The sequence below is a fragment of the Enterococcus ratti genome (assembly GCF_001886195.1).
Lineage (GTDB): Bacteria > Bacillota > Bacilli > Lactobacillales > Enterococcaceae > Enterococcus_B > Enterococcus_B ratti.
The window spans coordinates 1-15821 of record NZ_JXLB01000019.1 but is presented as its reverse complement, the minus strand read 5'-3'; the positions used below and the strand labels follow the sequence as shown (position 1 = coordinate 15821).

Below are 15821 nucleotides of genomic sequence, written 5' to 3'. Positions count from 1 at the left end.
ATGAAATTTGCAGTCATTGTCTTTCCCGGTTCAAACTGTGATGCAGATATGTTATGGGCGATTCGTGAAATCATGGGTGTTGAAGCCAGTTATGTTCATTGTGGTGAAACATCTTTAAAAGGTTATGACGGTGTCTTACTTCCAGGAGGTTTTTCTTATGGGGATTATTTGCGTTGTGGAGCGATTGCTCGTTTTTCCTCGATTATGAAAGAAGTAATTCGTTTTGCAAAGGAAGGAAAACCAGTATTTGGTACGTGTAATGGATTTCAAATTCTCACAGAAGCAGGTCTTCTTCCCGGTGTGTTAAGAAGAAATGAATCTTTGCGTTTTATTTGTAAAACAGTTGCTTTGAAAGTAAATAATCAAACTGCTTTTACTTCTGAATATGAGGTGGATGAAATCATCCATTTACCTGTTGCCCACGGGGAAGGTAATTATTTTTGTGATGAACAAACGTTGCAAGGGTTAAAAGCCAACAACCAAATTGTATTTACTTATGCAAATGAAAATATTAATGGTAGTGTCGCTAATATTGCTGGAATCACTAATAAAGCGGGAAATGTCATGGGAATGATGCCTCACCCAGAACGAGCAATGGAAGCTTTGCTTGGTTCAGAAGATGGCAAACGTTTTTTTGCATCCATGCTAAAAAATTTTGAAAAGGTGATTGTTTAGATGAAAACGTTGAATGAACCTAGTCCATTAGAGATCAAAGAAAAAAAAATCTATTCGCAGTGGGGATTAACTGATGAAGAATATCGAATGATTGAAGAAGATATTTTAGGAAGAATGCCAAACTACACAGAGACAGGATTGTTTTCTGTCATGTGGAGCGAGCATTGTTCGTACAAAAATTCTAAACTGATTTTACGTAAATTTCCAACGAGCGGTTCACACGTTCTTCAGGGACCGGGAGAAGGTGCAGGGATTGTCGATATTGGTGACGGTCAAGCAGTTGTTTTTAAAGCTGAAAGCCACAATCATCCTTCGGCTGTTGAACCTTATGAAGGAGCGGCAACGGGAGTCGGTGGTATTATTCGAGATATTTTTAGTATGGGCGCGCGACCAATTGCTTTATTAGATTCTTTGCGTTTTGGTGAACTGGACAAGCCGCGTACGAAATACTTAGTAGAAGAAGTCGTGGCAGGTATTTCTGGCTATGGAAATTGTATTGGAATTCCGACAGTCGGCGGAGAAGTAGCTTTTGATGCGTGCTATGAAGGAAATCCCTTAGTTAACGCAATGTGTATTGGCTTGATTGATCATAAAGATATTCAAAAAGGACAAGCTTCTGGTGTAGGAAATTCTATTATGTATGTTGGTGCAAAAACTGGTCGTGACGGCATTCACGGTGCAACTTTTGCTTCGGAAGAATTTAATCAAGAAGAAGATCAGCAACGTTCGGCTGTTCAAGTAGGTGATCCGTTTATGGAAAAGCTGTTGCTTGAAGCATGCTTAGAATTGATTTTAAAACATGCAGATATCTTGATTGGTATCCAAGATATGGGTGCCGCCGGCTTAGTTTCTTCTAGTTCGGAAATGGCTTCTAAAGCTGGAGCTGGTTTAATTCTTACTTTAGATGATGTTCCACAGCGAGAAAGTCATATGACGCCTTATGAAATGATGCTTTCAGAATCACAAGAACGGATGTTGCTTTGTGTGAAAGCCGGTTCAGAAGAAAAAGTAAAAGAATTATTTAAAAAATATGATTTAGATGCTGTAACTATAGGAGAAGTAACAGATGATGGCTTGTATCGGCTGTATCATCGTGGTGAAGAAGTGGCGAATTTGCCAGTGGATGCTTTAGCAGAAAATGCGCCCGTGTACGTAAAAGCTTCGCAAGAACCTGCACGTATAAAACGATTTAAGCAATTAGAACAATTCCAGCCAGTGATTGAAGATGCCAATCAAGTGTTGTTAGATTTATTGAGACAGCCGACAATTGCTTCCAAACGTTCGATTTATGAAATGTATGATTCACAAGTTCAAACGAATACGGTGGTGACTCCCGGAAGTGACGCAGCTGTTTTACGGATTCGAGGGACGAAAAAAGCGATTGCAGTTACAACAGATTGCAATGCGCGCTACATCTATTTAAATCCTGAGATTGGCGGTCAAATTGCAGTGGCTGAAGCAGCTAGAAATATTGTTGCTAGCGGCGGACAGCCATTGGCAATAACGGACTGTTTAAACTATGGCTCTCCTGATAAACCCGAAGTATTTTGGGAACTTGAAAAATCGGCAAATGGAATTGCTAAAGCGTGCGAGATGTTTGCGACTCCTATTATCTCAGGAAATGTTTCTTTATATAACGAAACAGACGGTCAAGCTATTTATCCGACACCGATGATTGGCATGGTAGGATTGATTGAAGATTCGCAGCATATTACGACTCAATCGTTTAAAGCCGTCGGTGAGTTAATTTATCTTCTTGGTGAAACTTACGATGATTTCAATGGAAGTGAGTTGCAAAAAATGCAATTAGGAAAAATTGAAGGAGACTTGGCGCATTTTGATTTATTAACAGAAAAACAAAACCAAGAAAGTCTTTTGACAGCTATTAAAACAGGTATGGTTACTAGTGCACATGATTGCTCAGAAGGTGGCTTAGCAGTAGCTCTTGCTGAAGCGGCATTTGGCAAACAATTAGGGCTGTCGGTGACAGTGCCGCTAACAACAGCACAGCTTTTTTCTGAAACACAATCAAGATTTATTTTGACTATTCACTCAGATGTTCAGGAAAAGTTTGAAGAGATGTTTGGAAAAAATATGAAACAGATTGGTCAAGTAATGCCAAATAATGAAATTAACATTCAAGCAACTGATGGAAAGATTCATTTAGATGTTTCTACTGCTAAAAAAAGCTGGGAGGAAGCCATCGAATGTCTTATGAAGTGAGAAGTCTAAACGAAGAATGTGGAATATTTGGAGTTTGGGGACATCAAGATGCCTCAAGTGTGACTTATTTTGGCTTGCACAGCTTGCAGCATCGAGGACAAGAAGGGGCTGGAATTGTTTCAAATAATCACGGAAAATTATCAGGCTATCGGGATTTAGGACTTCTTTCGGAAGTCTTCAAAGATCAAAGAAAGCTAACCGCATTATCTGGTCAGGCAGCGATTGGCCATGTCCGTTATGCGACTGCTGGAAATGGAAGTGTCGATAATATTCAACCTTTTTTGTTTAAGTTTTATGATCAGTCGATTGGATTAGCTCACAATGGCAATTTAACGAATGCGCGTTCGCTTAGAAAATCGTTAGAAAAAGAAGGGGCGATTTTTCATTCTAATTCTGATACAGAAATTTTGATGCACCTAATTCGAAGAAGCGAAAAAGCAACACTGCTAGAGAAATTAAAAGAAGCGCTTAATGAAGTCAAAGGCGGTTTTGCTTATCTTTTACTTACGGAAAATGTGATGATTGCTGCTCTTGATCCCAATGGGTTTCGCCCGCTTGCCATTGGACAAATGAAAAATGGTGCTTACGTTATTGCTTCAGAAACTTGTGCCTTAGAAGTAATCGGGGCGCACTTTATTCGTGATGTTCGACCTGGTGAAGTAATTGTTATCGATGATTCGGGCTACACGATTGATACCTATACAAAAGAAACTCAACTCGCAATATGTTCAATGGAATACATCTATTTTGCTCGACCGGATTCCAATATTGCTGGTGTCAACGTGCATACTGCTCGTAAAAATATGGGAAGAAATCTAGCAAAAGAAGCTCCCGTTGAGGCGGATATGGTAGTGGGGGTGCCTAATTCGTCACTTTCAGCAGCTAGCGGTTATGCAGAAACAAGTGGTATTCCTTATGAAATTGGTTTGGTAAAAAATCAATACATTGCAAGAACTTTTATTCAACCAACGCCAGCGTTGAGAGAACAAGGGGTAAGGATGAAACTTTCGGCTGTACGTGGCGTCGTGGAAGGAAAAAAAATTGTGATGGTGGATGATTCAATTGTTAGAGGAACCACAAGCCGTAGAATTGTTCGTTTGCTAAAAGAAGCAGGTGCCAAAGAAGTACATGTTCGGATTGCTTCTCCGCCGTTAAAATATCCTTGTTTTTATGGAATTGACATTCAAACAAGAAAAGAATTGATTGCAGCCAACCATAGTGTGGAAGAAATTCGACAATGTATCGAAGCAGATTCTTTGGAATTTTTAAGTGAAGAAGGATTAATTGATGCGATTGGGTTAAACGAAGATGCACCTTACTCTGGATTATGTATGGCTTATTTCAATGGAGATTATCCAACGTCTTTATACGATTATGAAGAAAAATATCGTGCATCGCTGAAAGAAAAAGTATCTTTTTTTAATAAAGGAGGAAGCAAATAAGATGGGAAATGCCTACACGAATGCTGGTGTCAATGTAAATGCAGGGTATGAAGTGGTAGAACGCATTAAAAAGCATGTAAAAAAAACCGAACGTTTAGGAGTAATGGGTGCTTTAGGTGGTTTTGGTGGTTGTTTTGATTTAAGTTCTTTTAAATTAAAAGAGCCCGTTTTAGTTTCAGGTACTGATGGAGTAGGAACAAAATTGTTGATTGCTATTGAAGCCGACCGACATGATACGATCGGGATTGATTGCGTAGCGATGTGCGTCAATGACATCTTAGCTCAAGGAGCAGAGCCGTTGTATTTTTTAGATTATTTAGCGACTGGAAAAAACGAGCCGCAAAAACTAGAAAAAGTCGTAGCTGGGGTTGCGACAGGCTGTGTAGAGGCGAAAATGGCATTAATTGGCGGAGAAACGGCTGAGATGCCGGGAATGTATTCAGAAAATGACTATGATCTAGCTGGTTTTGCTGTAGGAATTGCTGAAAAATCACAATTGATCACAGGAAGTACCATAAAAACAGGAGATGTACTTTTAGGGTTGCCTTCTAACGGTATTCACTCAAATGGTTATTCTCTGGTTCGAAAAATTTTCTTTGAAAAACACGGATACAAACTTTCTGATACGGTAGAGGGGCTTTTTGAACCGTTGGGTACGGAATTATTAAAACCAACAAAGATTTATACTTCTTCTGTACTTCCATTAATAAGGAAAAGCAAGGTCAAAGGAGCAGCGCATATCACGGGTGGTGGTTTTGTAGAAAATATTCCGCGAATGTTACCAAAAGAGTTTTCGGCTCTTGTTCAATTAGGTTCTTGGCCTATTTTACCTATCTTTGATTGTTTGCAACGATTAGGTGAAATACCTGAAAAAGAAATGTTTGAAATTTTTAATATGGGAATTGGGATGGTTTTAGCAGTCTCTGCTTCTCAAGTGGAAAAGATCATGAGGGAAATTCAGGCACAAGGAGAAGTTGTTTATCAAATTGGGAAAGTTATACCTGCAGAAAAAGAACGAGTGTTATTTTTAGAGGGTCAAAAATGAAGATTGCTGTATTTGCTTCAGGGAATGGTAGCAATTTTCAAGCCTTAGTTGAGTATTTTCTTAAGAAAAATCAGTTAGCTACCATTGAATGGCTTTTTTGCGATCAACCAAATGCCTTTGTGTTACAGCGAGCACAAAGGTTAGGTATACCATTTCATTCGTTTTCTCCAAAAGAATTCCCTTCAAAAAAGAAATACGAAGAAAAAATTTTAGAAATTTTGATGGATAAAGAAATTGATTTAGTTGTTTTAGCAGGATATATGCGTATCGTGGGTGCGACTTTACTAGAGGCATATGAATCAAAAATCATCAATATTCACCCTTCACTTTTACCGGCATTTCCGGGATTGCATGGCATTCGTGATGCTTTTAAAGCGCAAGTAACGAAGACGGGTATAACCATTCATTATATTGATAAGGGTGTGGATACAGGTCCAATCATCTATCAAGAAAAAATTACTTTATCAAAAGAAGAAACTTTAGAAAGCTTAGAAGCTAAAATTCATCAAATTGAACATCAATCTTATCCAAAAGTAATCGAAAAAATCATTGAAGAAATGAATAGTGGAGGGATAAAACATGACTAGGGCATTGTTAAGCGTATCAGATAAAAAAGGAATAGTGACTTTTGCTAAAGGTTTACTGAGCATGGGTGTTGAAATCATTTCTACCGGGGGAACCAAAAAAGTATTGGATGAAGCAGGAATTTCAACCGTTGCGATTGAAGAAATTACTGGGTTTCCTGAAATGATGGATGGTCGTGTAAAAACACTTCATCCAAAAATCCATGGTGGACTATTAGCTTGTCGTGAACTTGCAAGTCATAGGGAGGCTATGAACTCTTTGAACATTTTGCCGATTGACTTTGTTTGTGTGAATTTATATCCATTTAAGAAAACTATCATGAAATCTGACGTGGGTGAAAAAGAGGCGATTGAAAATATTGATATAGGTGGTCCTAGCATGTTGCGCAGTGCAGCTAAAAATCACGAGTTTGTTACAGCTATCGTTGATCCCAAAGACTACACGCTTGTGTTAGAAGAACTGAAAGAGCAAGGAGCTACTTCTCTTGAAACTAGACGAAAATTAGCTGCAAAAGTGTTTCGTCATACAGCTGCTTATGATGCGTTGATTGCTCAATATTTAACAGAACAAGTCAAAGAAGAAAAACCGGAAAAATTAACGCTTACTTATGAACGCAAGCAAGCATTACGTTATGGAGAAAACAGTCATCAACAAGCGGCTTTTTATCAAGCGGCGCTGCCAGAAAGTTATTCCATTGCTCAAGCAAAACAGCTTCATGGGAAAGAATTATCTTTTAATAATATTCGTGATGCAGATGCTGCTTTAAGGGTTATGAAAGAATATCAAAAACCAACTGTCGTTGCTCTTAAACACATGAATCCTTGTGGAATTGGCTCTGCTGAGACAATTTTTGCTGCTTGGCAAGCTGCGTATGAGGCAGATCCGGTTTCAATTTTTGGGGGAATTATTGTGTTGAATCGTGAAGTAGATTTAGCGACGGCAAAAGAAATGCACAATCTTTTCCTAGAAATTATTATTGCGCCATCTTATTCATCAGAAAGTCTTGAAGTGTTGAAGACTAAGAACAATCTTCGCTTACTGACAGTTGACTTTTCTTCATTGCTTAAGCAGCCATCAGAGGATATTGTGTCAGTATTAGGGGGAGTACTTGTTCAACAACAAGATACTTCGATGGAAGACGAAAATAAATGGCAAGTAGTAACAGAGCGCCAACCGACTGCAGAGGAAATGGCTGCGTTGACTTTTGCGTGGAAAGCTGTTAAACATGTAAAATCAAACGCAATTGTTTTAAGTAATCAATATCAAACCTTAGGTATTGGTGCAGGTCAAATGAATCGTGTGGGCTCCGTAAAAATTGCGATTGAACAAGCTGGAGAAAAAGCAAACGAAGCTGTTTTAGCAAGTGATGCTTATTTTCCAATGGATGATTCAGTCGAATATGCTGCCAAGCATGGTATTAAAGCGATTATCCAACCGGGAGGAAGTATCAAGGATCAAACTTCTATTGATATGGCAAATAAATATGGGGTAGCGATGGTCTTTACAAATGTTCGACATTTTAAACATTAAAAGTAGATGAGAGGATGTAACGAATGAATCTATTGATTATAGGTGCGGGTGGACGTGAACACGCCATTGGAAAAAAGTTAAGTCAAAGTCCAATTGTTGAAAAGATTTATTGTGCTCCGGGAAATCCTGGAATGAAAAAAGATGGGATTCAATTAGTTGATATCAAAGAAACCGATCATCAAGAATTGATTGACTTTGCGAAAAAAATGGCTATTACTTGGACTTTTGTAGGACCGGAAATTCCTCTGTTAAATGGAATTGTGGATGATTTTAAAAAAGCAGGGTTGAAAATATTTGGCCCGACGAAAGTTGCAGCGTTGATTGAAGGTTCTAAAAGTTTTGCCAAAGAATTGATGGAGCGTTTCCATATTCCCACTGCAGAATCTAAAACTTTTACCGACTATTCTAAAGCAAAACAATACATTGAAACAAAAGGTGCACCGATTGTCATAAAAGCTGATGGTTTAGCTGCTGGTAAAGGTGTGGTTGTAGCTAAGACGTTAGAAGAAGCACTAAAAGCTGCCTATGATATGCTTGAAAAGGATCGCTTTGGAAAAAGTGGTCGGATGATTGTGATTGAAGAGTTTTTAGCAGGAGAAGAGTTTTCATTGTTAGCATTTGTCAATGGAACTGCTGTTTATCCAATGGTCATCTCTCAAGACCATAAGTGCGTGTATGATGGCGATAAAGGACCTAATACAGGTGGAATGGGGGCTTATTCGCCGGTGCCGCAAATCTCTGAGAAGATTGTTGAAATAGGAGTAAAACAAATATTAGAACCTGTAGCAAAAGGAATGGTTGAAATGAATCGCTCCTTTACTGGGGTTTTATATGCAGGATTAATTGCGACTGCTGATGGTCCAAAAGTAATTGAATTTAATGCAAGATTTGGTGATCCTGAAACGCAAGTGATTTTACCTCGATTGAAAAGTGATTTTGCACAAGTGATCTCTGACTTATTGGAAAATAAAGCGGTGGAATTGACTTGGGAAAAGGAAGGGTACCATGTGGGGGTGGTTGTAGCTGCTGAAGGTTATCCGGATAAGTATTTAACGGGGATGCGTTTACCAGAATTTTTAGAAGAAGAGGTTACGGTGTATTATGCAGGAGTCAAAGAAAACAATGGAAATTTAGTAGGAGATGGTGGTAGAATCTATTTAGTTGAAGCGTTTGGTAGAACGCTTGAAGAAGCTAGAGAAAAAGTCTATGGTGTATTGCAAACAAAAAATACTGTGCAAACCTTTTATCGAAAAGATATTGGAGGAAAAGCGATGAAAGGACTTGCTGAAGATCATTGAAAATAAAGAGTGCAACATTTTTTTCTTTAATATGGAAAAAATATTGTACTCTTTTTTAATTCTTTTTCAAACCAAATGTGTTAAAATCTAATGGAAAAGAAAGGAATGCTTTTAATGAAAAAAATTCAATTAGGCACTACAACTCAAATGGTCGCGTCAGTGATTCTTGGTTGTATGAGGATCAATGGAGCAGAAAACCCAGTGAAAGTCATTGAAACAGCTTTTGATAACGGAATTAATTTTTTTGATCATGCGGATATATATGGTGACGGAGAATGTGAAGAAATCTTTTCAAGTGCATTGGAAAAAACTTCATTAAAAAGAGAGGATCTTTTTATTCAGACGAAATGTGGGATCGTTCCTGGTGTAATGTTTGACTTTTCTAAAAAGCATATCATTGAATCGGTAGAAGGAAGTTTACGTCGTTTGAAAATGGAGCATGTGGATGCGTTATTGTTGCATCGTCCAGATGCATTAGTCGAACCTGCCGAAGTTGCTGAAGCATTTGATGAGTTAGAAAAGTCAGGAAAAGTACGTTATTTTGGTGTAAGTAACCAAAAACCAATGCAAATCGAGTTGTTGAAAAAATATGTGAGACAGCCTTTGCTAATTAATCAACTTCAATTTGGATTAAAACATTCCGAAATGATTGATCAAGGGATTCACGTAAACATGACGGATGAAGCCAGTATTGATCATGATGGCAGTATATTAGATTACTCGCGTTTACATGAAATGACGATCCAAGCATGGTCGCCTTATCAATATGGTTTTTTTGAAGGGGTATTTATTGGAAATGAAAAATTTCCCAATTTGAATCAAAAGTTAAAAGAGTTGGCTAAAAAATACCAGACGACTCCGACTGGCTTGGCTTCTGCGTGGATTTTGCGTCATCCAGCGAACATTCAAGTGATTGCCGGTACAATGAACGTTAACCGTATCAAGGAAATCGCTCAAGCATCAGAAATTATCATAAGTCGTGAGGATTGGTATGAACTTTATCGTGAAGCGGGAAATATTTTACCTTAACCGTTTTGAATCAAAAATGCGTTAATGGTTTGTTTGATAGCTATTGTACATATGATATTAGGAAAAGAATTTAAGAAATGGGGAGTATTGGAGTATTATGGAAGAGATGAATAAAATAATCAAACAATTAATTAGTAAAGGAAAAACATTTGATCAATCAAATGGTACACAAGAATTTAAGCGATTAATGGAGCAAAATAAAGCAATAGACCAAGAACTGAATAATCAAAAAAAGCGAATTGAATATGTGGCGGCTAACGGAACAAAAAATTTAAGTGAAATTCCAAAAATAGAAAAATACAATCAACTTGTGATGGACAAAGTTTATGTCTTAGTCGCTTTACATTCGTTAAATCCTAACAATCAACAAATTAATGAGCAGTTAGCGAAATTAAGTAATGAATATTATGGACCAAAACAATTATCGGCTCTTCAAACAGTCGAAAATTTGAGCCAAGAACAACTAAGAGCGACAGATAAAGGTACTCGTTCAAGCGAATTAAGTAATCAACCACGAAAAATACAAAAAATTATTTTTGAAGCGACATCGAAACACTTTTTTGATAATATGGGAAAAGAAAAAAGTTCTGCAAAAGAGTTAAATAAAAATACAGTAAAAAGGCAAGACAGAAATTGATAGAAAAATGAGAGAGCTGCGTAATTATTTTTTGCTGAACGTTTAACGAGAGAAAATAATGCGGGGCTCGATTTTTTTGTTTTTTATTCTTGATTTTTTATTATAAATACGTTAAATTACATAAGGTGCTAAAAATAAGTACTTAAAAAGTGAAAAATGTTCGTGTTTTACTCGAACATTAGGAGGATCATGTCCATGAAAGTGTTTGATTACGAAGATATTCAATTAATACCTAATAAATGTATTGTAAACAGCCGTTCAGAGTGTGATACTACCGTTACCTTAGGAAAACATACTTTTAAAATGCCTGTAGTACCTGCAAATATGCAAACGATCATTGATGAATCCATTGCCCAGTTTTTAGCCGAAAACGGGTATTTTTATATTATGCATCGCTTTGAAGAAGCAGCGAGAATTCCGTTTGTGAAAAAAATGAAAGCCCAGAATTTAATTGCTTCGATCAGTGTGGGTGTAAAGAAAGAAGAATATTTATTTATTGAAGCGCTAGCTAAAAAAGAGTTAGTTCCCGAATACATTACAATTGATATTGCCCATGGTCATTCAAATGCTGTGATTAAGATGATCCAACATATTAAGAAATATTTACCAAAAACGTTTGTTATTGCAGGGAATGTGGGAACGCCAGAAGCCGTTCGTGAATTGGAAAATGCTGGTGCCGATGCCACGAAAGTTGGCATTGGACCCGGAAAAGTATGTATTACAAAAATTAAAACAGGATTTGGTACTGGCGGATGGCAGCTTGCCGCTTTAAGATGGTGTGCACAAGCTGCTAGAAAGCCCATTATTGCTGATGGTGGCATTCGTACGCATGGAGACATTGCAAAATCTCTTCGTTTTGGTGCGACAATGGTAATGATTGGTTCGCTTTTTGCTGGACATGAAGAGTCACCGGGCGAAACGATGGTTGAAAATGGCGTGGTTTACAAAGAATATTTTGGTTCTGCTTCAGAATTTCAAAAAGGTGAGAAGAAAAACGTGGAAGGAAAGAAAATTTGGATTCAGTATAAAGGTTCTTTAAAAGATACGTTGATTGAAATGCAGCAAGATTTGCAGTCTTCCATCTCTTATGCTGGTGGAAAAGACATTGAAGCAATTCGAAAAGTAAATTATGTGATTGTTAAAAACTCCATTTTTAATGGAGATATTATTTAATACTCAATTAAGAGCAAAGACAACGTGTATGCATGAAAAAAGACACATTGGTTTTGCTCTTTTCTTTTTTTGCTCTCTTCTTATAAAATAAACAGTGAATGAGAAAATAAAAAGATGGAGAAGAATATGTGGAAAATCATTGATAAAAAGCAAGGATCGGTTTATCGTCAAATAATGGAACAAGTCATGAAAAATATTGAAAAAGGTCGCTTGGCACCTGGGGATCCTTTGCCATCAGAAAGACAGCTTGCAAAAGTCTTTCAAACTAATCGAACCACAGTGGTGCGGGCGTTAGATGAATTACGTGATCTTGGAATAATTATTAGTCGTCAGGGAAGTGGACGTTATGTGAATCAGACGCAATGGGGAAGATTTTTAGTTCCGAGAGTCAATTGGCGTGAATTATTTTCGCAACGCTATGAACCACTAGATGACGACTATGAAAAACGAGTAGCTAAAAGGAAAAATCAACCTTATTTTCTTGACTTATTTTCTAGTGAAATGTCAACAGAATTATTGCCGAATATTTTGTTTCCAGCTTATTCAATGACGGAAATCCTTAAAGAGGAACAACAAATGACCTTATTAGGATATCTTCCTTTAATTGAAAAGATAAAAAAATATTTAATGGACAAATTTCATTTCAATTTTTCTGAGACGGAATTGTTGGTGACTGGCGGCGGGCAACAAGCCATTTTTCTTATTTTACAGACTATTTTATCTAGCGGCGATGCAATTGCTGTAGAAACACCTTCGTTTTTTTACCGTTTAGCATTATTTCGAGCAACGGGAATCCGATTATACGGTATTCCAATGGATGTTGAGGGTATTGATTTAAACAAGCTTGAGGCATCTGTTCGTAAAAATAAATTAAAAGCAGTCCTCGTCAACCCTAATTTTCAAAACCCAACAGGAAATGTTATGTCCCAAAAACGCCGAAAGGAGTTAGTGGAACTTTGCCGAAAATACCAATTGCCGATTATCGAAGATGATGTGTTTAGTGATCTATCTTTTCAATCATTTACTCCCCAAAAAGTTTCCTCCCTTCATTCCATAGATCCGGAAAATGTATTGTATGTCGGCTCGTTATCTAGAGTGTTAGGTAAAACAACAAAAATAGGCTGGATCGTAGGATTACATTCTTTTATCGACCAATTAGCAAAAGCTCAGGAAATGATGGAATTTTCAATGAGCGTGCTTCCTCAAATTTTCGCTGCGAACGTTTTTGAAGAAAGCTACGAAGCGAAGATAAACCTTGTGAGAAAAGAGTTATTCCAAAAAAGCGTCGTACTTACGAATTGGGCAAAGGAACAACAATTTTTTGAGCTATCTCCAATTTATGGAGGCTACTATGCGTGGATTACGTGGAAAGGAAAAAAATTAACGAAGTCTATAGCTGAAGAGTTGCTTGAAGCAGGGCTGGGGATTGCTCCAAGCTTTTTATTTGGTGAAGAGATCAATGGATTTAGAATCAATTTCAGTCGCATTAACGAAAAACAGCTGCCTTTTTTTAAATCTAAAATGGCGTATTTATCAGAGCAATTAAGATAAAAAAGATTGGTGAGAAAAAGCAACAATTGAGAAAACTTTCAGTTGTTGCTTTTTAGTTGAAAAAAGCAACCATATAGTAGTAAATTAAAGTAAGGTGTTTTGTAAGGCCTTTCACGATCACTTATAAAACCTTGAGATAAATACTTGTAAATGGTATAACACTAAGCTTCGACAACAGTAACAGCAGGTGAGTCAGGCTAAAAAAAACAATCATTTTTATATAAAAAATGTAAACCGCTTTCTATGTTGTGATTGAGTTCACTATTTCTTTAAAATATAAGGATTATTAGAATTTTTTTAAATTAGGGGATTTTGTATTTTTAACTTGTATTTCTAAAGAATAAGTGATAATTTATAGTAGAAGACGGTTGAATAGTGATACAGTTTGAATCGCTGTTCCAATCGCAGAATGATGAGATTTTCTTATAAACAAGAGAGGAATGTGTGACAAATGGCAAAAAAGAATTTACCAATCGATTTTCATGCGTTGTTAGATGAAGTCAATTCAGATTTTCCAGTGTATCAGGCACTTGATCAAGATGGTAAAGTAGTAAACAAAAAGCTTGTTCCTGATTTATCAGATGAACAATTAGTAGAATTAATGACAAATATGGTGTGGTCTCGTGTGTTGGATCAGCGTTCAACTGCTTTGAATCGTCAAGGACGTCTTGGCTTTTTTGCGCCAACGGCTGGACAAGAAGCGAGTCAACTTGCTAGTGTATTTGCTTTTGAAAAAGAAGATGTTTTGCTTCCTGGCTATCGTGACGTGCCGCAACTAGTAAAACATGGGTTGCCTTTATCTCAAGCTTTTCTATGGTCTCGCGGTCATGTCGCAGGTAATTTTTATCCAGAAGAATTGAAAGCTCTACCACCTCAAATTATTATCGGCGCGCAATACATTCAAGCAGCTGGCGTTGCCTTAGGTTTGAAAAAAAGAAATAAGAAAAACGTTGTGTTTACTTATACGGGAGACGGTGGTTCTTCTCAAGGTGATTTTTACGAAGCAATCAACTTTGCCGGCGCTTATCATGCCAATGCAGTGTTCTATATTCAAAATAACGGATTTGCGATTTCTACACCTCGTGAAAAGCAAACAGCTGCTAAAACTTTAGCACAAAAAGCAGTAGCGGCTGGAATTCCTGGGATTCAAGTAGATGGAATGGATCCATTGGCAGTTTATACTGTATCTAAGATGGCACGTGACTGGGCAATTAACGGGAATGGCCCAGTGTTGATCGAAACATTGACTTATCGTTACGGTCCGCATACCTTATCAGGAGACGACCCAACGCGTTATCGTTCAAAAGAAACTGATGATGAATGGCAGGAAAAAGATCCATTAATCCGTTTCCGTAAATATTTAACAGAAAAAGGATTATGGTCACAAGAAAAAGAAGAACAAGTAATTGAACAAACAAAAGAAGAAATCAAAGTTGCGATTGCTGAAGCAGATAAAATTCCAAAACAGAAAGTCTCTAATTTCTTAAAAAACATGTTTGAAGTTGCACCTCAAACAATCAAAGAACAAATTGCAATTTATGAAGCGAAGGAGTCGAAATAATCATGGCACAAAAAACAATGATTCAAGCAATCACAGATGCCTTAGCACTGGAACTAGAAAATGATGAAAATGTGATCGTTTTTGGTGAGGATGTTGGGAAAAACGGCGGAGTATTTCGTGCAACAGAAGGATTGCAAGAAAAATTTGGTGAAGAACGAGTTTTCGACACTCCTTTAGCAGAATCTGGGATTGCCGGACTTGGTTTTGGCTTAGCACTTGAAGGGTTTCGTCCAGTTCCTGAAATCCAATTCTTTGGTTTTATTTTTGAAGCCATGGATGAAGTCGTGGCACAAATGGCGCGTACAAGATATCGCATGGGTGGTACAAGAAATTTACCGATTACGATTCGCTCGCCATTTGGTGGAGGAGTTCACACTCCAGAGCTTCACTCAGATAACCTTGAAGGATTAATCGCTCAATCTCCGGGGATTCGAGTAGTGATTCCGTCTAATCCTTATGATGCCAAAGGTCTGCTCATTTCATCTATCCGAAGCAACGATCCGGTTGTATTCTTAGAACATATGAAATTATATCGATCATTTCGTGAAGAAGTTCCAGATGAAGCTTATGAAGTACCGTTAGATAAAGCAGCAGTTACTCGTGAAGGTTCGGACGTCTCAGTTATTACTTACGGTGCGATGGTTCGAGAAGCAATTAAGGCAGCAGATAATCTTGCAAAAGAAAATATTTCAGTAGAAATTATTGATTTAAGAACGGTTGCGCCGCTTGATGTGGAAACAATCATTCAATCAGTTGAGAAAACAGGACGTGTCGTTGTTGTTCAAGAAGCGCAACGACAAGCCGGAGTAAGTGCACAAGTGATTTCTGAAATCTCAGAGCGTGCGATTCTTTCATTAGAAGCGCCAATCGGACGTGTTGCAGCGCCGGATACTGTTTTTCCATTTGGACAAGCTGAAAATATTTGGTTGCCAAATGCGACGGATATTGAAGCAAAGGTTAAAGAAATCGCAGAATTCTAAGAAACAAGAAGGGACGTAAGTAAATCATGGCATACCAATTTAAATTACCTGATATTGGCGAAGGGATCGCCGAAGGTGAAATTGTTAAATGG

General features: G+C 37.6%; 13 protein-coding genes and 1 pseudogene. All 14 read left to right on the top strand.

Annotation, left to right across the window (positions count from 1 at the left end):
* Positions 1-675 carry a phosphoribosylformylglycinamidine synthase subunit PurQ gene (gene purQ, locus RV14_RS09195; protein WP_071855972.1) on the top strand — a complete coding sequence of 225 codons (675 nt, stop codon included), beginning with the start codon at positions 1-3 and terminating at the stop codon, positions 673-675.
* Positions 676-2898: a phosphoribosylformylglycinamidine synthase subunit PurL gene (gene purL / locus RV14_RS09190; protein ID WP_071855971.1), complete on the top strand. Its 2223-nt coding sequence runs from the start codon at positions 676-678 to the stop codon at positions 2896-2898.
* The gene (gene purF / locus RV14_RS09185; RefSeq protein WP_071855970.1) at positions 2883-4340 is read left to right on the top strand and encodes an amidophosphoribosyltransferase; all 1458 of its coding nucleotides are present in this window, start codon (positions 2883-2885) and stop codon (positions 4338-4340) included. The genes purL and purF overlap by 16 nt, the downstream gene beginning before the upstream one ends.
* Position 4341: 1 nt before the next feature.
* Positions 4342-5385, top strand: coding sequence for a phosphoribosylformylglycinamidine cyclo-ligase (gene purM / locus RV14_RS09180; RefSeq protein WP_071855969.1), 1044 nt, complete (start codon positions 4342-4344; stop codon positions 5383-5385).
* On the top strand, positions 5382-5972 hold the full coding sequence (gene purN / locus RV14_RS09175) for a phosphoribosylglycinamide formyltransferase (protein WP_071855968.1): 591 nt from the start codon (positions 5382-5384) through the stop codon (positions 5970-5972). The genes purM and purN overlap by 4 nt, the downstream gene beginning before the upstream one ends.
* Positions 5965-7500, top strand: a complete 1536-nt coding sequence (gene purH, locus RV14_RS09170) for a bifunctional phosphoribosylaminoimidazolecarboxamide formyltransferase/IMP cyclohydrolase (RefSeq protein ID WP_071855967.1) — start codon at positions 5965-5967, stop codon at positions 7498-7500. Before purN ends, purH begins: the two co-directional genes overlap by 8 nt.
* Before the next feature lie 23 nt (positions 7501-7523).
* A complete protein-coding gene (gene purD, locus RV14_RS09165; RefSeq protein ID WP_071855966.1) occupies positions 7524-8798 on the top strand; it encodes a phosphoribosylamine--glycine ligase in 1275 nt (424 codons plus the stop codon).
* Positions 8799-8912: 114 nt separating this feature from the next.
* Positions 8913-9827: an aldo/keto reductase gene (locus RV14_RS09160; RefSeq protein WP_071855965.1), complete on the top strand. Its 915-nt coding sequence runs from the start codon at positions 8913-8915 to the stop codon at positions 9825-9827.
* A 97-nt stretch (positions 9828-9924) separates the two neighbouring features.
* Positions 9925-10464 carry a hypothetical protein gene (locus tag RV14_RS09155; protein ID WP_071855964.1) on the top strand — a complete coding sequence of 180 codons (540 nt, stop codon included), beginning with the start codon at positions 9925-9927 and terminating at the stop codon, positions 10462-10464.
* Positions 10465-10659: 195 nt separating this feature from the next.
* On the top strand, positions 10660-11637 hold the full coding sequence (guaC, locus tag RV14_RS09150) for a GMP reductase (RefSeq protein WP_071855963.1): 978 nt from the start codon (positions 10660-10662) through the stop codon (positions 11635-11637).
* Positions 11638-11763: 126 nt separating this feature from the next.
* Positions 11764-13188, top strand: a complete 1425-nt coding sequence (locus RV14_RS09145) for an aminotransferase-like domain-containing protein (protein ID WP_071855962.1) — start codon at positions 11764-11766, stop codon at positions 13186-13188.
* Between the two features lie 451 nt (positions 13189-13639).
* Positions 13640-14749 (top strand): pyruvate dehydrogenase (acetyl-transferring) E1 component subunit alpha, encoded by a 1110-nt coding sequence (gene pdhA, locus RV14_RS09140; RefSeq protein ID WP_071855961.1) that lies wholly within the window; start codon positions 13640-13642, stop codon positions 14747-14749.
* Positions 14750-14751: 2 nt separating this feature from the next.
* Positions 14752-15729, top strand: coding sequence for an alpha-ketoacid dehydrogenase subunit beta (locus RV14_RS09135; RefSeq protein ID WP_071855960.1), 978 nt, complete (start codon positions 14752-14754; stop codon positions 15727-15729).
* Between the two features lie 26 nt (positions 15730-15755).
* Positions 15756-15821, top strand: a pseudogene (locus tag RV14_RS13060) (biotin/lipoyl-containing protein); the annotation flags it as partial.

Bases quoted from the DNA above. Each gene is read 5' to 3' on its own strand.
- RV14_RS09135 (WP_071855960.1), top strand. From the start codon at position 14,752: ATGGCACAAAAAACAATGATTCAAGCAATCACAGATGCCTTAGCACTG.
- RV14_RS09145 (WP_071855962.1), top strand. From the start codon at position 11,764: ATGTGGAAAATCATTGATAAAAAGCAAGGATCGGTTTATCGTCAAATA.
- purD (WP_071855966.1), top strand. From the start codon at position 7,524: ATGAATCTATTGATTATAGGTGCGGGTGGACGTGAACACGCCATTGGA.
- purN (WP_071855968.1), top strand. From the start codon at position 5,382: ATGAAGATTGCTGTATTTGCTTCAGGGAATGGTAGCAATTTTCAAGCC.
- purQ (WP_071855972.1), top strand. From the start codon at position 1: ATGAAATTTGCAGTCATTGTCTTTCCCGGTTCAAACTGTGATGCAGAT.
- purM (WP_071855969.1), top strand. From the start codon at position 4,342: ATGGGAAATGCCTACACGAATGCTGGTGTCAATGTAAATGCAGGGTAT.
- pdhA (WP_071855961.1), top strand. From the start codon at position 13,640: ATGGCAAAAAAGAATTTACCAATCGATTTTCATGCGTTGTTAGATGAA.
- purL (WP_071855971.1), top strand. From the start codon at position 676: ATGAAAACGTTGAATGAACCTAGTCCATTAGAGATCAAAGAAAAAAAA.
- RV14_RS09160 (WP_071855965.1), top strand. From the start codon at position 8,913: ATGAAAAAAATTCAATTAGGCACTACAACTCAAATGGTCGCGTCAGTG.
- RV14_RS09155 (WP_071855964.1), top strand. From the start codon at position 9,925: ATGGAAGAGATGAATAAAATAATCAAACAATTAATTAGTAAAGGAAAA.
- purF (WP_071855970.1), top strand. From the start codon at position 2,883: ATGTCTTATGAAGTGAGAAGTCTAAACGAAGAATGTGGAATATTTGGA.
- purH (WP_071855967.1), top strand. From the start codon at position 5,965: ATGACTAGGGCATTGTTAAGCGTATCAGATAAAAAAGGAATAGTGACT.
- guaC (WP_071855963.1), top strand. From the start codon at position 10,660: ATGAAAGTGTTTGATTACGAAGATATTCAATTAATACCTAATAAATGT.